The 20,321-nt window shown below is 67.1% G+C and carries 22 protein-coding genes; 13 read left to right on the top strand and 9 right to left on the bottom strand.

The genetic code is table 11. The features are described 5' to 3' along the window. The 3 genes from C996_RS14620 to C996_RS0113375 all read right to left on the bottom strand — a co-directional run. Window positions 1-181: transposase (locus C996_RS14620; protein WP_196800899.1), on the bottom strand; the 181-nt coding region annotated here is incomplete at its 3' end. A 429-nt stretch (window positions 182-610) separates the two neighbouring features. Beyond that, the gene (locus tag C996_RS0113370) at window positions 611-1,450 is read right to left on the bottom strand and encodes a hypothetical protein (RefSeq protein ID WP_018867933.1); all 840 of its coding nucleotides are present in this window, start codon (window positions 1,448-1,450) and stop codon (window positions 611-613) included. A 2-nt stretch (window positions 1,451-1,452) separates the two neighbouring features. Beyond that, complete coding sequence (locus C996_RS0113375) at window positions 1,453-3,564, bottom strand: molybdopterin-dependent oxidoreductase (RefSeq protein ID WP_018867934.1); 2,112 nt, start codon at window positions 3,562-3,564, stop codon at window positions 1,453-1,455. Window positions 3,565-3,744: 180 nt separating this feature from the next. Between C996_RS0113375 and C996_RS0113380 the strand changes: the two genes are divergently transcribed. Both C996_RS0113380 and C996_RS0113385 read left to right on the top strand, forming a co-directional pair. After that, window positions 3,745-4,113 carry a nucleotide pyrophosphohydrolase gene (locus C996_RS0113380; RefSeq protein WP_018867935.1) on the top strand — a complete coding sequence of 123 codons (369 nt, stop codon included), beginning with the start codon at window positions 3,745-3,747 and terminating at the stop codon, window positions 4,111-4,113. A gap of 305 nt (window positions 4,114-4,418) precedes the next feature. Then, complete coding sequence (locus C996_RS0113385) at window positions 4,419-4,787, top strand: rhodanese-like domain-containing protein (protein ID WP_018867936.1); 369 nt, start codon at window positions 4,419-4,421, stop codon at window positions 4,785-4,787. Between the two features lie 77 nt (window positions 4,788-4,864). On the opposite strand, the gene C996_RS0113390 is transcribed toward C996_RS0113385, so the two are convergent. Continuing rightward, the gene (locus C996_RS0113390) at window positions 4,865-5,071 is read right to left on the bottom strand and encodes a hypothetical protein (RefSeq protein ID WP_018867937.1); all 207 of its coding nucleotides are present in this window, start codon (window positions 5,069-5,071) and stop codon (window positions 4,865-4,867) included. A gap of 199 nt (window positions 5,072-5,270) precedes the next feature. Here C996_RS0113390 and C996_RS0113395 point away from each other — a divergent pair, with 199 nt between their 5' ends. The 3 genes from C996_RS0113395 to C996_RS14890 all read left to right on the top strand — a co-directional run bounded on the left by C996_RS0113395 (window position 5,271) and on the right by C996_RS14890 (window position 9,149). Continuing rightward, window positions 5,271-5,819, top strand: coding sequence for a glutathione peroxidase (locus C996_RS0113395; RefSeq protein ID WP_018867938.1), 549 nt, complete (start codon window positions 5,271-5,273; stop codon window positions 5,817-5,819). A 245-nt stretch (window positions 5,820-6,064) separates the two neighbouring features. Then, window positions 6,065-8,245 (top strand): catalase/peroxidase HPI, encoded by a 2,181-nt coding sequence (katG, locus tag C996_RS0113405; protein WP_018867939.1) that lies wholly within the window; start codon window positions 6,065-6,067, stop codon window positions 8,243-8,245. 580 nt (window positions 8,246-8,825) lie between these two features. Then, window positions 8,826-9,149 (top strand): hypothetical protein, encoded by a 324-nt coding sequence (locus C996_RS14890; protein ID WP_018867940.1) that lies wholly within the window; start codon window positions 8,826-8,828, stop codon window positions 9,147-9,149. A gap of 238 nt (window positions 9,150-9,387) precedes the next feature. On the opposite strand, the gene C996_RS0113415 is transcribed toward C996_RS14890, so the two are convergent. Both C996_RS0113415 and corA read right to left on the bottom strand, forming a co-directional pair. Further along, window positions 9,388-9,756 (bottom strand): nucleotide pyrophosphohydrolase, encoded by a 369-nt coding sequence (locus tag C996_RS0113415; protein WP_018867941.1) that lies wholly within the window; start codon window positions 9,754-9,756, stop codon window positions 9,388-9,390. 321 nt (window positions 9,757-10,077) lie between these two features. Next, entirely contained in the window at window positions 10,078-11,160 is a 1,083-nt protein-coding gene (corA, locus tag C996_RS0113420; RefSeq protein WP_018867942.1) for a magnesium/cobalt transporter CorA, read from the bottom strand. Between the two features lie 182 nt (window positions 11,161-11,342). Here corA and C996_RS0113425 point away from each other — a divergent pair, with 182 nt between their 5' ends. Together C996_RS0113425 and C996_RS0113430 are read left to right on the top strand one after the other, a co-directional pair. Further along, on the top strand, window positions 11,343-11,828 hold the full coding sequence (locus tag C996_RS0113425; protein ID WP_018867943.1) for a universal stress protein: 486 nt from the start codon (window positions 11,343-11,345) through the stop codon (window positions 11,826-11,828). Between the two features lie 16 nt (window positions 11,829-11,844). Next, window positions 11,845-12,099, top strand: coding sequence for a Smr/MutS family protein (locus C996_RS0113430; protein WP_018867944.1), 255 nt, complete (start codon window positions 11,845-11,847; stop codon window positions 12,097-12,099). A gap of 105 nt (window positions 12,100-12,204) precedes the next feature. Here C996_RS0113430 and C996_RS0113435 read toward each other — a convergent pair whose 3' ends face one another. After that, window positions 12,205-13,167 (bottom strand): patatin-like phospholipase family protein, encoded by a 963-nt coding sequence (locus tag C996_RS0113435; RefSeq protein WP_018867945.1) that lies wholly within the window; start codon window positions 13,165-13,167, stop codon window positions 12,205-12,207. A gap of 250 nt (window positions 13,168-13,417) precedes the next feature. Then, the gene (locus C996_RS0113440; protein ID WP_018867946.1) at window positions 13,418-13,855 is read right to left on the bottom strand and encodes a hypothetical protein; all 438 of its coding nucleotides are present in this window, start codon (window positions 13,853-13,855) and stop codon (window positions 13,418-13,420) included. A 116-nt stretch (window positions 13,856-13,971) separates the two neighbouring features. On the opposite strand from C996_RS0113440, the gene C996_RS0113445 reads away from it, so the two are divergent. The 3 genes from C996_RS0113445 to C996_RS0113455 all read left to right on the top strand — a co-directional run bounded on the left by C996_RS0113445 (window position 13,972) and on the right by C996_RS0113455 (window position 15,153). Next, window positions 13,972-14,448, top strand: coding sequence for a YbhB/YbcL family Raf kinase inhibitor-like protein (locus C996_RS0113445; protein WP_018867947.1), 477 nt, complete (start codon window positions 13,972-13,974; stop codon window positions 14,446-14,448). A gap of 193 nt (window positions 14,449-14,641) precedes the next feature. After that, entirely contained in the window at window positions 14,642-14,902 is a 261-nt protein-coding gene (locus tag C996_RS0113450; protein ID WP_018146344.1) for a type II toxin-antitoxin system Phd/YefM family antitoxin, read from the top strand. After that, window positions 14,899-15,153: a type II toxin-antitoxin system mRNA interferase toxin, RelE/StbE family gene (locus C996_RS0113455; protein ID WP_017940358.1), complete on the top strand. Its 255-nt coding sequence runs from the start codon at window positions 14,899-14,901 to the stop codon at window positions 15,151-15,153. The genes C996_RS0113450 and C996_RS0113455 overlap by 4 nt, the downstream gene beginning before the upstream one ends. A gap of 216 nt (window positions 15,154-15,369) precedes the next feature. Here the strand turns inward: C996_RS0113455 and C996_RS0113460 are convergent, their stop codons facing one another. After that, entirely contained in the window at window positions 15,370-16,302 is a 933-nt protein-coding gene (locus C996_RS0113460) for a carbohydrate kinase family protein (RefSeq protein ID WP_018867949.1), read from the bottom strand. 397 nt (window positions 16,303-16,699) lie between these two features. Here C996_RS0113460 and C996_RS14685 point away from each other — a divergent pair, with 397 nt between their 5' ends. The 3 genes from C996_RS14685 to C996_RS0113475 are packed head-to-tail and all read left to right on the top strand — an operon-like array spanning window position 16,700 to window position 19,965. Continuing rightward, window positions 16,700-16,858, top strand: coding sequence for a hypothetical protein (locus tag C996_RS14685; RefSeq protein ID WP_018867950.1), 159 nt, complete (start codon window positions 16,700-16,702; stop codon window positions 16,856-16,858). Beyond that, window positions 16,855-17,589 (top strand): ABC transporter ATP-binding protein, encoded by a 735-nt coding sequence (locus C996_RS0113470; RefSeq protein WP_026279327.1) that lies wholly within the window; start codon window positions 16,855-16,857, stop codon window positions 17,587-17,589. The genes C996_RS14685 and C996_RS0113470 overlap by 4 nt, the downstream gene beginning before the upstream one ends. Window positions 17,590-17,604: 15 nt before the next feature. Then, a complete protein-coding gene (locus C996_RS0113475; protein ID WP_018867952.1) occupies window positions 17,605-19,965 on the top strand; it encodes an ABC transporter permease in 2,361 nt (786 codons plus the stop codon). The last annotated feature ends 356 nt before the right edge of the window (window positions 19,966-20,321 follow it).

The following is a 20,321-nucleotide window of genomic DNA, read 5'->3' on the forward strand; positions in this document are numbered from 1 at the left end:
GGTAACCCAGGCGGCCCTCGGTGCGCTCGCCCGGCGCCGCCTGGAGCTGGTCGCTCATCTCGGCCTCCAGGACCTGCTGGACCGCCTCGCGCACCAGCGTGCGCATCAGTTCCTCGTCTGTCCCCAAAAGCGCTCGCAGTGACGTGCGATCCGCAGTAGCCTGGCTCTTGTGAGTGGTCATGGTCTCGCCCTCCTTGAGGGGTTCAGGTGGTCGCTAACCAACCCGAATACCATGGCCGCTCACCTCCTGCCAGCTTCTGCACACAACTCAGCACACTACTCGCGGTGACTGCCGTGCAGTCATTCTGCACAAAGGAGCCGCAACGCCGTGCGCGCTCAAAAGCGGCCGAGCCCCTGCTTTCAATGGTTTGTGGGGTTGGCACCCCAGGTTCCCCGATCCTGCGTTGCGCCGCTTACGGGTAGAACCACTACCCGCTACGCGACGCGCCTTGTCTCGGAAAACCTGGGGTGCCAACGCGTGCGTGCACATTAATCCGCATTTCCCTAGATGCCCGCTGCGGGCCTGTCACCCCTTGGGTTGCCCGCGTGCTGATGGGGGGTATGGGGGCGGACAGGTTGCCCCGGCCAGGCCGGGCGCGGGCTGCCGACGCTACAGCGTGTGGCCGGTGAGGTGCTGGTAGAGGGCGAAGCCGGCGTCCCGATCCTGGCAGCGCAGGATGGCGGCGCGGCCCGGGGTGGACGGGTCCGGCTGCAGATTCACGCCGGCTGCCTCGGCGGCTCGGAAGTCGGCGTCCCGCAGTTCGATCTCGCCGAATACCGAGATGACGAAGCCGCCGGGGATCGGCGGGGGCGGGGTGAACGGTTCGCCGTCTGCCAGCGCCACCCAGGCCGGGATGAAGGCCGGGCCGTAGAAGTCAAAGAAGCCGTTGGAGCCGCGCAGGTGGGCCTCGATCGGTCGCCCGCCAATCAGCTCGATGTTGCAGATGCCGCTGTATCCGGTCAGGTTGCGCCGCACCCAGTCGGCGATCCACGGCTCAACCTCGGGCACGGCGGCGCCGATCTCCCAGTAGATCGGACGTGCGGCGTCCTTCTCGTCCGAGCCGCGGGTGTGGGCGAACCAGCGCACCTCGCCGTTCTCCACCAGGCAGTCGGTGCTGGTGTGGGCGCCCTCCAGGCGCTGGCACCAGAAGCTGCCGGGCTCGGCCGGCACCTCGCCAGCGGGCAGGGCACGCGCATCCAGCCCCATGCCGGCGAGGTTGGTGATCGGCTTCACGAACACCGTGTCCGCCGCGTCCAGCCCCAGGTCCGTGGGCGCGACCCCGCAGGGCGCGGCGGTCAGGCCCGCATCCAGGGCCAGGCGCAGCTTGTCGTAGACATGGCGATGCGCGGGATTCAGCCGCCAGGCGGCGGCGTCCGACACCGCCACCTCGCGGCGCGGCTGCGGCCGGAAGAGGTGCCGGCGCTCGGGCAGAACACCAACGAAGGGCACGGTCAGCCCGCCTCCGGCAGGCGTTGCTCGTGCCCGGCGTGCAGGCGTTCCACCTCGCACAGCAGCGACTTGAACGCGGGGAAGCCGCTGATCGGGTCGAGGTTGCGGTCGTCGGTCAGCTCGTTGACGTTGGCGTGGTTCCAGCCGTGCTGGCAGTGCGCCACACCGGGCTTGATGCGGTCGGTGACCTTCGCCACGAAGGCGACCCGCCCGCGCGGCGAGCGCACCTCCACGGTGTCGCCATCAGCGATGCCGCGCGCCGCGGCATCCTCGGGGTGCAGCTCCACCAGCGGCTCCGGCATTGCCCGGCGCATGCGCTCCAGGTACTGGTGCTGCGAATGGGTGGCGTGCTTGTGGCGCGCGCCGCTGGTCAGCACCAGCGGATAGTCGCGCGCCAGCTCCGGCGTGGAAACCGGGCTCTCGGCCGGTTCACGCCAGACCGGAAGCCCGTCGTGCCCGGCCGCGCGCAGCTCGGCGGCGTCGAATTCCACTTTGCCGCTGACGGTGCGGAAGCCGTGCAGGCGGTACTGGCGATCGCCCTCCTCGAAGCCGTGCTCGACCATATCGTCCAGCGCCTTGGCGAACACGGTCACGCCGTCCGGGTCGTTGTATACCTGCTCGCGGATGGTCTCGGGGATGCCCTCGGCAGCCTCGGCCCAGCTCGCCTCCAGATCGCCGTTCCAGAACTGTTCCGCCATCCCCAGGCGCACGCCCAGCTCCAGGAACACCTCACCGTCGGCTCGGGCCTCGCCGCGCGGGGCCACGGCCCGGTGGCGATAGCGAAGTTCGCCGCGGAAGTTGCAGCCGGGATAGGCGATCAGCGCCGGCCGCTCCAGACTGGTGGCGGCCGGCAGCACGATGTCCGCCATGCGCGTGGCCGGGTTGTGGAAGAAGTCCGACACGGCGAAGAAATCGAGCGCGCCCAGTGCCTCCTCCATGCGCTTCGAGTTCGGCCACATCGCGGTGTTGATGCCCATCGCCAGCAGCGAATGCACCCGCTGCGGCCGGCCGTCGAGGATCGCGTCGGGCAGCAGCATGCTCTGCGCCGCCGGCCAGTGCGCCGTCCACACCGGGAAGGTCTCGTCGCCGATGCGCGGCGGCAGGTTCTGTTTGCAGTGGTCGAACAGGTCGATCGGCTGCGGTGTGACCTTGTCGTTGAAGAAGCGGTTGCCGCCCTCGCGGTCGATGTTGCCGGTGACCGCCGCCAGCAGGGTCACCGCGCGGTGATTCTGGAAGCCGTTGGAATGCTGCACGGTGGCGGTGGGCGAGAGCATGATCTGCGCCGGGCTCCGGGTCGCGTAGAGCTCGGCGGCGCGCTGCAGGTCGGCCTCCTCGATGCCGCAGATCGCCGCCACCCGCTGCGGCGGGAATCCGGCCACGTATTCGCGAAAGGCCTCCACCCCGTTGCCCCATTCGTCGAGGAAGGCCTGGTCCTGCCAGCCGTTTTCGAAGATCAGGTGATGCATGCCCAGCGCCAGCGCGCCATCCGTGCCCGGGCGGATCTGCAGGTGTACCTCGGCCTGTTCCGCCAGCGGGGTCACGCGCGGGTCCACCACCACCGTGGCGCAGCCGGGGCGTGCCGCGGCCAGCGCATGCTGATGGAACGGCGGGATGGACCCGCGCGGGTTGGTGGACCACACCAGCAGGCAGCGGGTCGCATCCGAGGCCACGGTGGAGGAGGTCTTGATCTTGGTGCCGAAGGTCACCTCCTCCGCCACCTTGGTCGAGGAGAAGCAGCAGCCGCTCTCGGTCAGGTAGTTGGGCGAGCCGAAGGCATGCGCCAGGCGCTGCAGCTGCGGGCGCGCCTCCTTGGTATAGCCGGCGAAGAACGCGGCCGCCGGGGCGCCGTGCTCCTCGCGGGTCGCGCGCAGGCGCTCGGCGATGGTGTCCAGTGCCTCGTCCCAGGAGATGCGCTCGAACTCGCCGCTGCCGCGCGGTCCGGTGCGCCGCAGCGGGTACAGCAGACGTTCGGGATGGTTGCGCCGATCCAGCTGGACGTAACAGCGCGGACAGTCGGGGCCGTCGATCTTCACCGGCTCGCCGGCGTTGTCCAGGGTCACGTCGATCGCGCAGTTCGCGTCGCACTCGTAACAGGTACTTTTTACACTCGCCATCGGGCGATGTTCCTTGTTCCGCGGGCAGTCCCGGTTGCTGAAGGCCGATTATGCCGGTAGCCGGCGAGCACTCGTGAACAACGCCTGGAATCGCGGGGCCACCGCTGTATGGGGTGGTACGCCTGGCGCCGGTTGTGGGTACGATGCGACCTGGGCGGCGATCGATATCAAGGGGGCGCGATGGAAGGGGAATCGGACGGTGCACAGGGGCTGGAGGAACTCGCCCGGCAACTGGAGGCGTTCGTCGAGGCGCGCGACCGGGTACCGTTCAATTCGCCCAAGAACCTTTCCATGGCACTGGCGGGCGAGGTCGGCGAACTGATCGAACACTTCCAGTGGCTGACTCAGGAACAGTCCAGCCACCTGTCCGCCGAGACCCACGAGGCGGCGCGCCAGGAGATCGCGGACGTCCAGATCTACCTCCTGCTGCTGGCCCGCAAGCTCGATATCGACCCGGTCGAGGCCGCCAGCGACAAACTGGAGATGAACGCCCGGAAGTATCCCGTCGAAAAGGCCCGCGGCAACGCCCGCAAATACTCTGGCCTGTAACCCGTGCCACCCAGCCACTGTCTGTGAGACAGCCTTGGGCGACAGCCACGGTGGAGCTAAACGCCGCAGGAGCGTGCTTGCGCGCGAAATCCCTGCCAAAGTCAGACGCAGGCCGGGGCTTCGCGTGCAAGCACGCTCCCACAGAGGCGTGCCCCGTCATTGCGAGGCCTCGCAGAGGCCGTGGCAATCGGCCGGAGCGGCCCGCGAGGTGTCGGTGTGGCGATGAACCACTCTCGACGCACGCGAGCGCAGGCGGATGTACGCTTGGGGTCAGCCACGGGCATCGTGGACAGGAGGTGATCGCGATGGATTGGAGCCAGTGGCGACCGTTCGGCCGCGTGCCGGAGATGAGTCCGGAGGATCTGGCGCGGGCGTTGGAAAACGCCGAGGTGCAGTTGCTGGATGTGCGTACCGGGGTCGAGCACCGTCGGAGCCGCATCCCGGGTGCCCGCCATCTCCCGATTACGCGGTTCTCCGAGGCGGCGCTGTCCGGCCTGGAGCTGGATCGCGGACGCCCCGTGGTGGCCATCTGCCTCAGTGCACACCGCAGCATCCCGGCCGTACGCAAGCTGCGGGCGCACGGCTACGATGCCCGTCAGCTTCAGGGTGGCATGTTCGCCTGGTGGCGGGCCGGGCTGCCGTGCGAACGAGGCCGCACGGAGGCCGGGGAATGAAGGCCGTCCGGCGCGGCCCTTTCGGTCAGGAACCGCGTTTCAGTTCCGTTCGCTGCGGGCGGCCGACCCCGGACACTTCAATCGGCGTCATCATCGTCCTGCTTGCCGCCCGGGGTGACGGTGCGTCCCACCGCCCCGGCGGTCTTGCCGGTGGCCTTTACGGTTCCGGTTGTGACACTGACAGCGGCGCTCCCGGCAGTGCCGGCAACCTTCACGGCGGTGCAGCCAGTCGCCAGCGGCAGGATGACGGCAAGCAGCAGGAGCGGGCGGGCGTAGACAATCATCGGCGGAAGCCCTTGTTGATGGTTGCCCACAAGGGTACGCACGACATGCCCGCAAGGCCATGGCCGGCGCGGACAGGCGCTTCGGCCCGGCGGCTGTGCGACGGCATCGCGATCCCGGCCTGGCCGTGACCAACCGGCCTTCCGCAGAACCCGAAGGCATGCCGGTGGTCTGACCGTGGAGACCCCGTGGAGATGTGTCATGTCCCGTTTCGCGCCCCTGTTCGCCGCTCTGTTCCTGGTGCTGCCGATGGCCTGTGCAAGCGCCACGGAGCCGAATACCGAAGCCCTGTTCCATCACGAGCTGGGTCGCCTGCATTCGTCTGAAGTGATCAACCTGCAGGAGCGTTTCCAGGGGCAGCCGCTGCTGATCATCAACACGGCCAGCCATTGCGGTTACACCGACCAGTTCGGCGGTCTGGAACAGTTGCACCGGGACTACCGGGACCGGGGGCTGAAGGTGGTCGGCTTCCCTTCCCATGACTTCAATCAGGAGGCCGACGACGAGGCCGAGACCGCCCGGGTGTGCTTCGAGAACTTTGGCGTCACCTTCGACATGTTCAGGCCGATTGGCGTGCGCGGCGCGGATGCCCATCCGATCTTCCGCGAGCTGGCGCGCCAGGCCGACGCCCCGCGCTGGAACTTCTACAAGTACGTGGTGGACCGGGAGGGTCGGGTGGTCGCGCATTTCCCCAGCCAGGCGGGCCCCGGCTCCGCCGATCTACGCCGCGCGATCGAGAGCATCCTGTAACCGCACGCGCTGTGCACTCGCCCGTGGAGCGATAGTGACGGGCTATCCCGATCATGGTGAATCTCAACTGGCACCAATGACTCGGGCGGCCTACCTTCAGGGATACACAAACAGCACGCCGTTCTCCGGCTGCAGCCGGGAAGAGACGGAGAAGGCGTGCGGTCCCTCACGGAAGCCGGCCATCACGAAAGGATAGTGGCTTCCCGAACACGAACACGCTCTACGCAGCGAACAAGGAGAAGGATATGGGTGAGCATCAGAACATGGGCAAATGCCCGGTCATGCACGGCGGCGAGACGGCCGCTGGTCACTCGGTGATGGACTGGTGGCCGGAATCGCTGAATCTGGACATCCTGCATCAGCATGACCGCAAGACGAACCCGATGGGCGAGGACTTCGACTACCGGGAAGAGGTGAAGAAGCTCGACTTCGAGGCCCTGAAAAAGGACATGCACGCGCTGCTGACCGAGAGCCAGGCGTGGTGGCCGGCCGACTGGGGACACTACGGCGGGCTGATGATCCGCATGTCCTGGCACGCGGCGGGTACCTACCGGATCGCCGATGGCCGGGGTGGCGGCGGCACCGGCAACCAGCGCTTCGCGCCGATCAACAGCTGGCCGGACAACGCCAGCCTCGACAAGGCGCGCCGCCTGCTGTGGCCGCTCAAGAAGAAGTACGGCAACAAGATCAGCTGGGCCGACCTGATCATCCTGGCCGGTAATGTGGCCTACGAGAACATGGGCCTGAAGACCTTCGGCTTTTCCTTCGGCCGCGAGGATATCTGGCACCCCGAGAAGGACACCTACTGGGGCGCGGAGAAGGAGTGGCTGGCGCCCTCCGACGAGCGCTACGGCGACGTCGAGAAGCCCGACACCATGGAGAACCCGCTGGCGGCCGTGCAGATGGGCCTGATCTATGTGAACCCGGAAGGCGTCAACGGCAAGCCCGACCCGCTGAAGACCGGCGAGCAGGTCCGCGAGACCTTCGCCCGCATGGCGATGAACGACGAGGAGACCGCGGCGCTGACCGCCGGCGGTCACACCGTGGGCAAATGCCACGGCAACGGCGATGCCGGCGCGCTGGGGCCGGAACCCGAAGGCGCCGATGTTGAGGAGCAGGGCTTCGGCTGGAAGAACCCCAATATGCAGGGCAAGGCCACCAACGCCATCACCTCCGGTATCGAAGGCGCCTGGACCAAGAACCCGACCCAGTTCGACATGGGCTATTTCGAGGCCCTGCTCGACCACGAGTGGGAGCTCAAGAAGAGCCCCGCCGGCGCCTGGCAGTGGGAACCGGTGGACATGAAGGACGAGGACAAGCCGGTCGACGCCACGGACCCCTCCATCCGCCATAACCCGATCATGACTGACGCGGACATGGCGATGAAGATGGACCCTGTCTACCGCAAGTACATGGACGCCTTCCGCAAGGACGCCGAGTACTTCAAGGACTGCTTCGCCCGCGCCTGGTTCAAGCTGATCCACCGCGATATGGGCCCGAAGACCCGTTACATCGGGCCGGACGCGCCGCAGGAGGATCTGATCTGGCAGGATCCGGTGCCGGCCGGCAACACGGACTATTCCGTGGAGGCCACCAAGCAGAAGATTGCCGAGAGCGGTCTCGGCATTGCCGAGATGGTCGCGACCGCCTGGGACAGCGCCCGTACCTTCCGTGGCTCCGATATGCGCGGTGGTGCCAACGGCGCCCGCATCCGCCTGGCGCCGCAGAAGGACTGGGAAGGCAACGAGCCCGAGCGCCTGGCCCGAGTGCTCAAGGTCTACGAGCAGCTCTCCGCCGAGACCGGCGCCAGCGTGGCCGACCTGATCGTGCTGGGCGGCAGCGTGGGCATCGAGCAGGCGGCCCGGGCGACCGGTCACGATGTCCTGGTGCCGTTCATCCCGGGCCGGGGTGACGCCAGCGCCGAGATGACCGACGCCGACTCCTTCGAACCGCTGGAGCCGCTGGCCGATGGCTTCCGCAACTGGCTGAAGAAGGATTACGTGGTCAAGCCGGAAGAGATGCTGCTCGACCGCGCCCAGCTGATGGGCCTGACCGCGCCTGAGATGACCGTGCTGATCGGCGGCATGCGCGTGCTGGGTACCAACCATGGTGGCAGCAAGCATGGCGTGTTCACCGACCGCGAAGGGCAGCTGACGAACGACTTCTTCGTCAACCTGACCGACATGGCCTACGCCTGGCAGCCCGCGGGTAACGGCGTGTACGAGGTGCGCGATCGCCAGAATGATCAGGTGAAGTGGACCGCCAGCCGCATCGACCTGGTGTTTGGTTCCAACTCCATCCTGCGCAGCTACGCCGAGGTGTACGCCCAGGACGACAACCAGGAGAAGTTCGTGAAGGACTTCATCACGGCCTGGACCAAGGTGATGAACGCCGACCGCTTCGACCTGGAGCAGTTCCAGCAGTAAGCACGGCCCGAGCCGGGCGGTTCGCCCGGTTCAGATCCAGAGGCGCCCGGGGTTTTCCCGGGCGCTTTTTTTGTTGCGCAGGGTGGAAGCTCTCGGCGCAGGCCCTGACACCCGCCGGATCCGGCGCCCGGGCTGTCCCGGGAGATCGCCACGTCGCTGCGCTCCTCGCGATGACGGTGCTTCACTGGCCGTCATCGCGAGCTCCCGCGGGGGCTGCGGCCATCCGCAGGTCGTCCCGGGCTCCGGCCGGCATGATCGAGGGTTTGCTGCGGAAGGCGGCCTGCAGCAGAAACTCCGGTCAGCGGCCCACTCTGGCGGACGCGTGATCTCGTGCTCCAGAACGGCGGTGTAGCGTCCTGACCGGGTCGTTCCAGCCCATGTGTCGTTTTGCGTCATTGCGGGTGGATGGCGTGTCCGTGCCTGCGCGAGAAGTGGATCACGGCGTTTGGCAGAAACGAGACCTTCGTTGCCGGATGTCGTTCTGGCATTCCGCTTGCTGTTCCTTCAGTGCAGTCAATTGAACGCCAGCATGGCCTTGATCGATTGACTGCAATTCGATCCAATCCTGAAGGAGAAACGCATGATGTCGACTTTCCAGAAAACTGCGATCGCGATGGTCCTGGGTTCCATGTTTGCGCTGGGCGGCCTCGGTGCCGCGCAGGCCCAGACGGGTGGAGATGCCGGCGCGGGCGCCGATACCGGAGCCCCTGAAGCCGGTGCTGGCGCTGAAGGCGGTGCGGGTGCGCCCGAAGGTGGCGCGGGCGCCGGCGGCGGTGCGCCGCAAGGCGGAGCCGGCGCGGGTGGTGGCGGCAGCATGGGCGGAGGTGCCGAGGCGGGCGCCGGCCCCATGGATGATGACGACGACGAAGACGAAGATGACGACGAAGGGGCCCCTGACTGGTAAGCCCCACTCCCTCGCCAAGCCGGGCACCCCGCCCGGCTGGCTTCTTTCACGTTCGAACACCCGGCTTGAAACCCGTTCTGGTCGGAGTCCGCAAGCGATCGGGTCTGGCTCACCGCAGGGCCCGCACTCCGAAGGCCTGTGCCCACCCCGGCTTTGCTGAGGCCAAGAGAACCGTGGAGACTCCCGCCAGGGAGATACTTTCCGCGATCTGAAATGGATCGTTGGCCCGGCCTGTGGATTACAGGTCCGAGTATTTGCGGGCGTTGCCGCGGGCCTTGTGTACCGGGTATTTGCGGATGTTGATCTCCAGCTTGTCGCGGGCCGCTTGCAGAAGGTCGATATCGAGCTTGCGGGCCAGCAGCAGGAGGTAGATCTGGACGTCCGCGATCTCCTGGCGTACCGCCTCGTGGGTCTCGGGGGACAGGTGTCGCGACTGTTCCTGGGTCAGCCACTGGAAGTGTTCGATCAGTTCGCCGACCTCGCCCGCCAGCGCCATCGACAGATTCTTGGGCGAGTGGAACTGGGCCCAGTCACGTTCCGCGACGAAGGCCTCCACCCGGGCGGTCAGTTCGTCCAGTTCCGGTGTGCCGCTCGATGGGACGTCCATGGATCCTCCGTTCGGTCGGTGCCGCTGCGTTGCCGGCATCGTAGCGGAGTCTGCGGCTGGACGTAATCGCGGCTGCGCGGTGCTAGCTGTGATCTCTCAACAGGTTGTCGCTTGGGGCGCGGCCATGCTCGGAAGGGCAGGGGCAGGCTTCCGGCGGAACGAAAAAGATCCTGTGTTATGCCTTCCGATCTTCATGGCTTCCTGTGAATCGCTTTTGGCAGTTCGCGCGTCGGGGTTTCGGTCTGGAGATCGCCACGGCCGCTTTGCGGCCTCGCGATGACGGGAAGGGGGGAGCGGCGCCGCGATGTTGGGGCGGGGACGTTATAGCCAGCCGCGGCGGCGGAAGAGGTAGAGCATGCCGAGGACGACGGCGAGCATAAAGCCGAGCAGTACGGGGTAGCCGTAGTAGGTGTAGAGCTCGGGCATGGACCAGGGGCTGTCCGGGTTGTCGAAGTTCATGCCGTAGATGCCGACCAGGAAGGTCAGCGGGATGAAGATGGTGGCGATGATGGTGAGTACGCGCATCACGTCGTTGGAGCGCTGGTTGATCGCGGACATATAGGCCTCGATCAGGGTGGCGGCCATCTCGCGGTAGGACTCCAGCAGATCCATGATCTGGATGGTGTGGTCGTGGGCGTCGCGCAGGTACGGGAAGAGCTCCGGGGTGAAAGGCTCCATGTCGTCGCGCATCAGACGGGCGATTACGTCGCGCGTGGGCCAGAGCTGGCGGCGCAGCACGAGGAGTTCGCGGCGCAGGATATGGATCTCGTTGAGGGTTTGGCGGTCGGGTTGTTCGAGGACGGTTTCCTCCAGCGTTTCCAGGCGTTCGCTGATGTGCTCCAGTACCGGGAAGGCCTGGTCGATGACGGTGTCCATCAGGGCATAGGCGAGGTAGGCGGCCCCCAGGCGATTGAAGTTGCGGTTGGCGCCGCGCATGCGTTCGCGGACCGGGCCGAAGGGCTCATGCTCGCCGCTGTGAATACTGATGACCAGGCGGGTATTCACCACGAACACATTGACCTGGTCGAGTTCGATGTTGCCGTTGTGATGGCGCGGCTGGCGCAGGATGGCGACCAACTGCTCCTCGAAGAAGTCCACCTTGGGGCGCTGGCCCTGGTGGCGTACATCTTCCAGCGCCAGCGGGTGCAGGTCGAAGGCCTCGCCCAGATCGTGCAGCTGACGCGGACTGGGCGCGCCCTGCAGGTGCAGCCAGACCAGGCCACCCTCGTGCGGTTGTGCGCCCTCGCGCAGGGTGCGCTGCGGGTCGAGTTCGACGAGCTGTTCGTGGTGGTAGTGCCAGGCGGAGACGACCGCGTCGCCCGTGTGCGGGTGTTCGGTGGCGTGGACACCGTGGCCGGGGGCCGCGCCGGGCTTGAGGTAGGTCTTTTCGAACAGGCGGGTCATCGCGGATTCCGGGCGGATTGTTGTCCCCAGTATAGGGGGCTGGAATGGGGTGCGCGCGGGGGGCGAGTCTGGCAGTCTGGTCGGCGACTGAACGGCCCGGAGCGGGCCGGGTCCCACGGGGGAGAAGCGCAAGTGTGTACCTTAATCAGTGTTTCCCTGGCGGCGTTTCCAAGGAGTGCGGTATGGAATTGAAGACCATGTTGGTGCCAGTGGATGGTTCTGCCAATGCGTGGCGCGCGGTGGAGGTGGCCGCGGACCTGGCGGCCAAGTATCACGCCCGAGTGGTGCTGGTCAGCGTGCTGCTGCAGGGCGAGGTGCCGCCGCATATCCGAAAACTCTCCGATCTTCCGGACCCGGATGATCCGCCCCTGGCGATGGGCGGCGCGGCGGTCGGCTCCGCGGTGCCGCCAAAGGTGCTGCGGGATATCGCCAGGAAGCTGGTGGAGCAGGCGCACGAATACTTCACCGAACTGGGCGTGACCGACATCGAGCACCATATCGAGGATGGCTCTCCGGCCAAGGTGATCCTGCAGCAGGCCGAGTACCACGACGTGGACATGGTGGTGATGGGTTCGCGCGGGCTGGGCGGCCTGCAGGGGCTGCTGTCCGGCAGCGTGTCGCACAAGGTGCAGCAGCTTGCCCGCTGCATCGTGGTGACGGTGAACTGAGCCCGGCTTTGTTGCGATGTCGCGGTTATCGGTCGATCTGCACGAGTGCTTTCGCAATGGCCGCCGGATCGACGCCGAGCTGAACGGTGCGATCGAGCAGGCCTGCGACAAGCGCATCAAGACGGTAGAGATTATCCACGGCAAGGGCAGCGGGCAGTTGAAGAAGCGCGTGCTGCGTTTCCTGCAGCAGCCGGAGATCAAGGCCCGCTACCACCGTGTGGAGAAGGACTCGAAGAACCACGGCCGGCTGTTCGTGCATTTCAAGCACTGAGCAGGCCGTTCCCTCTTTTCCGCTGTAGGAGGCCAGCCCTCTGGCCGATGGGTTGTGCCGGCGCTGGATCGGCCAGAGGGCTGGCCTCCCACAGGGGGTATGGGCTTACGGCCTTTGGTCGCCCAGCTTGCGCTCGGCGAGTGCATAGCCGAGGTCGATCATCTCGGCGGCGCGGTGGAATTCGAACACGCCGCAGGCGTTGACCGGGACCTCGATCAGGTGCTCCGGGTTGTAGGCGGCGATACGAAAGCGCGCGATGGTGCCCTGCATGGCCTCGATGGAGTGGGAGACGATGTCGATCAGCCCCAGTGCGCGGGCCTCCTGTTCGCGGCTCAGACTGGGGTCGGTCTCGCCCAGGCCCAGCTTGTCCTGCCAGTCCTGCAGCCAGGTGCCGACCCGGTCGGGCAGGGCCTCGGCCAGGCGGTGATTCAGCAGGCCCCGGCTATCTGGTGCGCCCACGTGCGAGTCGGAAGTCCCGGTGCGTTCGGGGCGGATCAGTTCTTCGCCGACGCGGCCATTCAGGCTGACCGCCAGGGTGATGTCGGTGTCGTCGTTCAGGGTCGGCGCGATCGGGACCGGGTTCAGCAGGCCACCATCCACCAGCAGCCGCCCCTTGTGGCGCACCGGGGTGAACACGGTGGGGATGGCAATGGACGCCCGGATGGCGTCGAACAGGGAACCGGTATTCAGCCAGACCTCGCGTTCGCGCTCGATGTCGGTGGCCACGGCGGTAAACGAGATCGGCAGCTGTTCGATGTCGGTGTCGCCGAGCATGGCGCGCAGCTTCTCGATCAGGCGGTCGCCGCGAATCAGGCCAGCGCCGCGAAAGGAGAAATCCAGCAGCCGCCAGACATCCTGGCGGCGCAAGGTCTTCACCCAGTCCTCGTAGGCGTCCAGCTGGCCGGCCGCGTAGATGCCGCCGACGACCGCGCCCATGGAAGCGCCCGCGATGGAGCGGATCTGGTAGTCCGAGTGTTCCTCCAGCCAGCGGATCACGCCGATCTGCGCCAGGCCGCGGGCGCCGCCGCTGCCAAGGACCAGGGAGATGGACTGGGGCTTTCGCGTCATGGTGGCCGCCGTGCCTGTCTGGGGTGTTGGGGGGAACGCGCCGATCGCTTCGCGGAGCTGCTGTTACCGGTTTTCCTTGAGGATATGTTGGGGGTGTGACGGGATTTTTCCAGCGTAGAGGCCTGGTTCCAACGAATGGGTCTCACGGCAGGGGTTTGCTTGCAGGCGGACGCCCCTGCCGGCGTCCGACTCTGGCCGGGGCTTCGCCTGCAAGCAGGCTCCTACAGGGGGTGGTGTGCGGCGATGGGGGCTATTCGGGGGAGCGGTTCGGGTCCAGGAGGTGATCGTGCAGGGCCTGGGCGGCTTCGCCGGCAGGTTCTTCCACCCGCAGCTGCCAGACGTGGGCCGGGTGATCCGGTGACCATTCGCTGAAGACTACCAGCCCGGTGTACGGGCCGCGCCCGCGGATGGTGCCCAGCGTCAGGCGGCCTTCGGTATCGCCGAACAGGTGCACCTCGAACTCGGGGGCGGGCGGCGGCAGCCTCCAGTGTCCATCGCGGCCGGTCTCGCGGAAAGCTTCGTCGGAGGGTTCGGCATCGTCGCCGAAGTGGCGGCGCAGCAGCGGTACCGACAGCCGGTGCGGGAGGCCCAGTACGGTCTCGATGCCGCTGCGGCCGTGGTCCACCGCCTGGGCGGCGGACTCCAGCGGGTCGCGTGGGGCCAGCCATTTCTGCAGAAGTTTGCGCATGCCGGGATGATCCGCATGCCGGCGCCGGTCTGCAAGCGGAGATGGTCGCGTGACGGCTTGGAGGGGTGCGGCTGTAGGCGTTACCGTGCGGGCAGGTTACTCAAAAGGAGCCAGTCATGGGTTTTGCACTGTCCGAGATGCAGCTGTCGAGTTCCGCGTTCGGCCCCGGCCAGCCGATCCCCAAACGCCATAGCGGGGAGGGCGAGGACACCTCGCCGGCGCTGCAGTGGCACGGCGTGCCGCAGGGTACCCAGTCGCTGGCGGTGATCTGCCACGACCCGGATGCGCCGCTGATCCAGCCGGGCACTTATGGCTTTGTGCACTGGGTGCTGTACAACCTGCCGCCGGATCTGGATGGCCTGTCCGAGGCAACCGATCTGGGCGCGACGGGCCAGACGGATTTTGATCGCACCGGCTATGGCGGGCCGATGCCGCCCGAGGGCCACGGCAAGCATCACTACTTCTTCTGGCTGCTGGCGTTGGATGCCGACCTGCAGCTACCGCCGGGGTTGACCCTGTGGCAGTTCCTGGAACACGCCGAGCCCCACGTGATCGGCATGAATCGCCTGGTGGGTACCTATCAGCGGGGCTGAGGCCTTGTAGGAATGTCTTGTGGGAGCCGGCTCGCCGGCGAAGCCCCTGCCAGAGTCGGACGCGGGCAGGGGCATTCGCGTGCAAGCACGCTCCCACAGGGGCCCTATCCTGCTTGTGACGGTTCGGTCTTGACCGGGTGGGGCGGCGGGCGCACGATATGTACCACTTTATGTACGTTTCGGGTAACTGGCGATGACGACGCTGACCGCTACCGAGGCCCGCAAGGGTCTGTTTGACCTGATCAAGGGCGTGAACGAGCAGCACGCGATCTACCACATCCGGCATCGCAACGGCGATGCGGTGCTGATGTCGGAAGACGAGTACGCCAGCTTGATCGAGACCCTGGAACTGCTCTCGGAACCCGGCTTTCGGCAGGAATTCGAGCAGGGCCGCCGCGAGGCGGATGAGGGCGATACGCTGGGATTCGAGGAGGTGTTCGGGGAGAAGCAGTGACCTGGACTATTCGGTTCACACGTCAAGCCGAGAAGGACTTGCGGCGCCTGACGCCGAAGCTGCGTGACAAGGTGAAGCAGATCCTGCGCAACCGGGTGGCGGTCGACCCGTACTGTGGCAAGGCGCTGGTTGGTGATCTGCGCGGATACTACTCCCTGAGGATCAGCTACAAGGACCGTCTGCTGTACACGATTCGGGACGAGCAGTTATTGGTGATCGTGATCCGGGCGCGTACGCATTACGGCGAATAGCCTTGTAGGAATTTCTTGTGGGAGCCGGCTCGGCGACGAAGCCCTGCCAGAGTCTGGCGCGGGCAGGGGCTTCGCGTGCAAGCACGCTCCCACGGGGGCAGGGGGCAGGGGGCAGGGGGCGGAGCGGATGCCATCCACAAAAAAGGCCCGGCCGAGGAAACTCGGGCCGGGCCTTTTTGCGTTCCCGGGCGGGTGCCCGGGGCGGCGTGAGGTCGCTTAGTAGCGGTAGCCGAAGGCCTTTTCGAACTTGTCAGCGAACTCGTCGGCGGTGAAGTGGTGGTTCTGGGTGCCGGAGTGGGCGATCTTGATCGAGCCGATCAGCGAGGCGATGCGGCCGGTGGTCTCCCAATCAAAGCCCTTTTCCAGGCCGAACAGGATGCCGGCGCGGTAGGAGTCGCCACAGCCGGTCGGGTCCTTGATTGCGGCCGGCTCGACCGACGGGATGGTGATCTTCTTGCCGCCGGTGTAGATGTCGGAGCCGTCGCCGCCACGGGTGACGATCATGGCGTCGACCATCTCGGCCAACTGTTCCAGGCTCAGGCCGGTGCGATCGGCGGTGAGCTGCGCCTCGTAGTCGTTGAACGCGGCATAGGTGGCGTTCTCCATGAAGCGCTTCAGGTCGTCGCCGTCGAACATCGGCAGACCCTGGCCCGGGTCAAACATGAACGGGATGCCGGCGTCGGCGAACTGCTGGGCGTGCTCGATCATGCCGTCACGGCCGTCCGGGGAGACGATACCGACCTTGATGCCGTCGGCGTCGGTGACCTTCTGCTGGTGCGAGAAGCCCATCGCGCCCGGGTGGAAGGCAGTGATCTGGTTGTCGTCCTGGTCGGTGGTGATGAAGGCCTGACCGGTGTAGGTGTCCCGCAGCTCTTTCACGAACTTGCGCGAGATACCGTGCTTGTCCATCCAGTCGGCGTAGGGGGCGAAGTCGCCACCCACGGTGGCCATCACGGTCGGGTCCGCGCCCAGCAGCTTCATGTTATAGGCGATGTTGCCGGCGCAGCCGCCGAACTCGCGACGCATGTCCGGGACCAGGAAGGACACGTTCAGCATGTGCACCTTGTCCGGGAGGATGTGGTTCTTGAAGCGGTCGGGGAACACCATGATGGTGTCGTAGGCCATGGACCCACAGATCAGAGCGGACATGTTGACTCCTTGCGTTGTTGAAACGGGTTGGCGTGGCGTCCAAAAAAGACGGCACAGCGGCCTGGCGGCGCGCGATTTCGGGGTTCGCTGTGCGCTCGCAACAGGCCGGACGGTGGGCATAGGGTAAATATTTGGGCGCAAAACAACAAATCGGGGGGCGATGGAAGCAGGGGTCGCGCTGGGTTTGTGGTCGATTTCAGCGATTGCCACGTTGCCTTCGGCTCCTCGCAATGGCGGGGGCCAAAGCAACGTCATCGCGAGGAGCCGAAGGCGACGTGGCGATCTCCGGACGCAACCCCGACGCTGGTCCGGCCGGGGCGGCGGCGCTGTTTTTCCGACGCCGCGCCGAAGGCTTTGTGGCAGCATGGAACTATTGCCGCGAGCGAGGGCCTGTCCGATGAAACCACGCGTACTGATCCCGATCCTGATCATCCTGCTGTTGCTGCTGAGCCTGTGGTCCATGAGCCTGGACGGCGAGGGCGGCATCCTGCCAAGCGCGCCCGAGCCGGGGGCCGCGGCGCTGCCGACCACGCACGTGGTGGCCGCCCCCGCATGAGCGCCTCCCCGGCCCCCGTGGCCACACGGGAGGTGATCTTCCGTGCGGCGGGGGTGACCAAGGTCTACCGCATGGGCGAGGTGACCATTCACGCCCTGCGCGGGGTGGACCTGGAGCTGTACACCGGCGAGCTGGTGGTGATGCTGGGGGCCTCGGGCTCCGGCAAGTCGACGCTCCTGAACATCATGGGCGGGCTGGATACCGCGACCGAGGGCGAGGTGCGCTACCGCGACCAGGATCTGGCGCAGGCCTCCGAGCGCACGCTGACGGCCTTTCGCCGTGACCATGTCGGCTTCGTGTTCCAGTTCTACAACCTGATCGCCAGCCTGACCGCGCGCGAGAACGTGGCGATCGTCACCGAGATCTCGCGCGACCCGATGCCGCCGGAGGAGGCGTTGGCGCTGGTCGGGCTGGAGGACCGCATGGACCACTTCCCCTCGCAGCTCTCCGGCGGCGAGCAGCAGCGGGTGGCCATTGCCCGCGCGATCGCCAAGCAGCCGGCCGTGCTGCTGTGCGACGAGCCGACCGGCGCGCTGGATTCGAAGACCGGCATCCGCGTGCTGGAGGCCTTGCAGCACATCAACGAGCGCCTGGACACGACCGCGGCGATCATTACCCACAATGCGGTGATCGGCGAGATGGCGGACCGGGTGATCCACCTGAGCGACGGGCGCGTGAGCGAGATCCACGACAACGCCACGCGCCAGTCCCCGGCCGAGCTGCACTGGTAGCGACCGCGGCCGACCATGCGCGCGCTGAACCGCAAGATCCTGCGTGATCTCGGCCACCTGAAGGGGCAGGCGGCGGCGATCGCGCTGGTGATCGCCAGCGGCGTGATGACGCTGGTGATCGCCGTGACCAGCCTCGATGCCCTCACGATCACCAAGGACCGCTTCTACTCGGACTACCAGTTCGCCGATGTGTTCGCCGAGATCAAGCGCGCGCCGGAGAGCGCGGTGGAGCGTTTTCGCGATACGCCCGGTATCAACCAGATCGAGGCCCGGGTGCGGGCCCCGGTGCGTCTGGAGGTCGCCGATTTTGACGACCCGATCCGGGGCACCGTGCTCTCCATCCCCGATGGGGGCGAGCCGCTGCTGAACCGGCTCTACCTGCGCGAGGGGCGGCTGCCGGAGGCTGGGCGCGAGCGCGAGGTGGTCGTCAGCGAGGCCTTCGCGGAGGCCCACGAGCTGCGGGCCGGCGATTCCCTGCGCGCGATCATCGACGGGCGCCTGACCGATCTGCAGATCAGCGGCATCGCGCTGTCGCCGGAGTTTGTCTATCAGATCAGCCCCACCGATCTGCTGCCGGACTACGAACGCTACGGCATCCTGTGGATGAACCGCCGCGCGCTGGCCGCCGCGTACGGGATGGAGGGGGCATTCAACTCGGTGGCCGTAAGCCTGGAGGCGGGTGCGGACCCGGCCCCCGTGATCGAGGCGATGGACCGGGAGCTGGCGCGTTACGGCGGCATGGGGGCCTATGGCCGCGAAGACCAGTTCTCGCACCGCTTTCTGTCCGAGGAGCTGACCCAGCTGCGGGCGCAGGCGGCGATCCTGCCCACCATCTTCCTGGCCGTTGCGGCCTTTCTGCTGAACGTCGTCGTCGGCCGCATCATCCGCGCCCAGCGCGAGCCGATCGCCGTACTCAAGGCCTTCGGCTACGGCAATGGCGTGATCGCCGGGCACTATGCCCTGCTGACCGGCGGCATCGTGCTGGTGGGCTGCGCGCTGGGGCTCGTGTTCGGGGCATGGGCCGCGCAGGGCCTGGCCGGGATCTACGCCGAATACTTCCGCTTCCCCGAGATGAGCTTTCGCCTGCAGGGCTGGGTGATGGTGCTGGCGGTCGGCGTGGCCATGGGCGCGGCGATGCTCGGCACCTTCCGCGCGGTGTGGCAGGCGGTGCGCATGCAACCGGCCGAGGCCATGCGCCCGCCGGCCCCGGAGCGCTTTCACCGCGGCTGGCTGGAGCGCTCGGCGGCCTGGGGCGCGTTCGACCAGCCGACCCGGATCATCCTGCGCAACCTCGCGCGCCACCGGCTCAAGTCCGTGCTGTCGGTGATCGGTATTGGTTTGTCCGGCGGGCTGCTGCTGATGGGCGCCTATCAGCTGAACGCGGTGAGCCAGATGCTGGACACGCAGTACGGGCAGGTCCTGCAGATGGACATCGACCTGCAGTTCACCGATCCCGTGCCGGCGCGCGCGGCCGGCGAGCTGCGCCACGAGCCGGGCGTGCTGGCGGTGGAGACCTTCCGGGCGGTGCCGGTGCGGCTGGTCGGCGTGAACCGCGAGGAGCGCGTGCGCCTGCTGGGGCTGGACGCCGAACCGCGCCTGCGGCAACTGCCGATGGGTGGCGGGCGTGGCCGACTGCCGGAGGAGGGCATCCTGCTGACCGACTACCTGGCCGAACAGCTCGGGCTGCGCGTGGGCGACCCGGTGGAGGTAGAGATCCTGGAAGGCCGTCGCCGCACGGTCACGGTGCCGCTGGCCGGCGTGGTGGAGGAGCCCATCGGTGTCGGCGCCTATATGCACCGCCCGGCGTTGAACCGCCTGATCGGCGAGGGCCCTGCGGTCTCCGGTGCCTGGCTGCTGACCGACCGCGCACAGGAGGAGGCGCTGTTCCGCAGCCTGTCCGACCGCCCCCGGGTCGCCAGCGTCGGCCTGATCGCGGAGGCCGAGCGCAACATCCGCGAGTACATCGGCGAGACGATTATCGTGTTCGCAATGGTATTCGTCGCCCTGGCCGTGTCCATCGCCTTTGCCGTGACCTACAACAACGCGCGCATCACCTATGCCGAACGCGCCCGGGATCTGGCCACGCTGGAGGTGCTGGGCTACTCGCGCGGCCAGGTCAGCTGGATCCTGCTCGGCGAGATCGCGGTGCTGACCCTCGCCGCGATCCCGGTCGCCTGGCTGACCGGCACGGGCTTCGCCTGGCTGCTGAACCAGGCGTTTGCGATGGATCTGTTCCGTGTGCCGCTGGTGATCACGCCGCAGGCCTACGGTTTCGCCGCCCTCGGCATCCTGGTCGCGGCCAGCCTGACCGCCTTCCTCGCCTGGCGGCGCTTGCAGCAGCTCGACCGCGTGCAGGCCCTGAAGGCGGCGGAGTAGCGGTCGCTATTGCCCGCCTCTTTGTGGCTGGCCCTGGTTCGGCATCCGGTGTTTACGGTGGTTCCGGTCCGCCGCCTGCCGAGCGCTGACTCGCCAGCGCGCCGCGAGGTACTTCTTTGCTCGTGCAAAGAAGTACCCAAGAAACACGCCCGACTGCCGCGACCCCGGCCCGCTGTGCGGGCCGGGGTTTCCCTCGCTCCGAGGCTTTTCGCGGGCGGCGCTGAACTCGCTACGCTGCGCTTCGCTCAGACATCCAGCGCCTCTGATCCCGCGAAAACCCTCTCCACTCGGCGCGACGACAACGGGGAGGCAGGTCAAAACAACGGCGGTCCCGACGGTCTAGCCAGTGGATAAAG

The organism is Thioalkalivibrio sp. ALE25, assembly GCF_000377285.1.
In the GTDB taxonomy this organism is placed as follows: Bacteria; Pseudomonadota; Gammaproteobacteria; order Ectothiorhodospirales; family Ectothiorhodospiraceae; genus Thioalkalivibrio.

Bases quoted from the DNA above. Each gene is read 5' to 3' on its own strand.
- C996_RS0113375 (WP_018867934.1), bottom strand. From the start codon at position 3,564: ATGGCGAGTGTAAAAAGTACCTGTTACGAGTGCGACGCGAACTGCGCG.
- C996_RS0113380 (WP_018867935.1), top strand. From the start codon at position 3,745: ATGGAAGGGGAATCGGACGGTGCACAGGGGCTGGAGGAACTCGCCCGG.
- C996_RS0113385 (WP_018867936.1), top strand. From the start codon at position 4,419: ATGGATTGGAGCCAGTGGCGACCGTTCGGCCGCGTGCCGGAGATGAGT.
- C996_RS0113390 (WP_018867937.1), bottom strand. From the start codon at position 5,071: ATGATTGTCTACGCCCGCCCGCTCCTGCTGCTTGCCGTCATCCTGCCG.
- C996_RS0113395 (WP_018867938.1), top strand. From the start codon at position 5,271: ATGTCCCGTTTCGCGCCCCTGTTCGCCGCTCTGTTCCTGGTGCTGCCG.
- katG (WP_018867939.1), top strand. From the start codon at position 6,065: ATGGGTGAGCATCAGAACATGGGCAAATGCCCGGTCATGCACGGCGGC.
- C996_RS14890 (WP_018867940.1), top strand. From the start codon at position 8,826: ATGATGTCGACTTTCCAGAAAACTGCGATCGCGATGGTCCTGGGTTCC.
- C996_RS0113415 (WP_018867941.1), bottom strand. From the start codon at position 9,756: ATGGACGTCCCATCGAGCGGCACACCGGAACTGGACGAACTGACCGCC.
- corA (WP_018867942.1), bottom strand. From the start codon at position 11,160: ATGACCCGCCTGTTCGAAAAGACCTACCTCAAGCCCGGCGCGGCCCCC.
- C996_RS0113425 (WP_018867943.1), top strand. From the start codon at position 11,343: ATGGAATTGAAGACCATGTTGGTGCCAGTGGATGGTTCTGCCAATGCG.
- C996_RS0113430 (WP_018867944.1), top strand. From the start codon at position 11,845: ATGTCGCGGTTATCGGTCGATCTGCACGAGTGCTTTCGCAATGGCCGC.
- C996_RS0113435 (WP_018867945.1), bottom strand. From the start codon at position 13,167: ATGACGCGAAAGCCCCAGTCCATCTCCCTGGTCCTTGGCAGCGGCGGC.
- C996_RS0113440 (WP_018867946.1), bottom strand. From the start codon at position 13,855: ATGCGCAAACTTCTGCAGAAATGGCTGGCCCCACGCGACCCGCTGGAG.
- C996_RS0113445 (WP_018867947.1), top strand. From the start codon at position 13,972: ATGGGTTTTGCACTGTCCGAGATGCAGCTGTCGAGTTCCGCGTTCGGC.
- C996_RS0113450 (WP_018146344.1), top strand. From the start codon at position 14,642: ATGACGACGCTGACCGCTACCGAGGCCCGCAAGGGTCTGTTTGACCTG.
- C996_RS0113460 (WP_018867949.1), bottom strand. From the start codon at position 16,302: ATGTCCGCTCTGATCTGTGGGTCCATGGCCTACGACACCATCATGGTG.
- C996_RS14685 (WP_018867950.1), top strand. From the start codon at position 16,700: ATGAAACCACGCGTACTGATCCCGATCCTGATCATCCTGCTGTTGCTG.
- C996_RS0113470 (WP_026279327.1), top strand. From the start codon at position 16,855: ATGAGCGCCTCCCCGGCCCCCGTGGCCACACGGGAGGTGATCTTCCGT.
- C996_RS0113475 (WP_018867952.1), top strand. From the start codon at position 17,605: ATGCGCGCGCTGAACCGCAAGATCCTGCGTGATCTCGGCCACCTGAAG.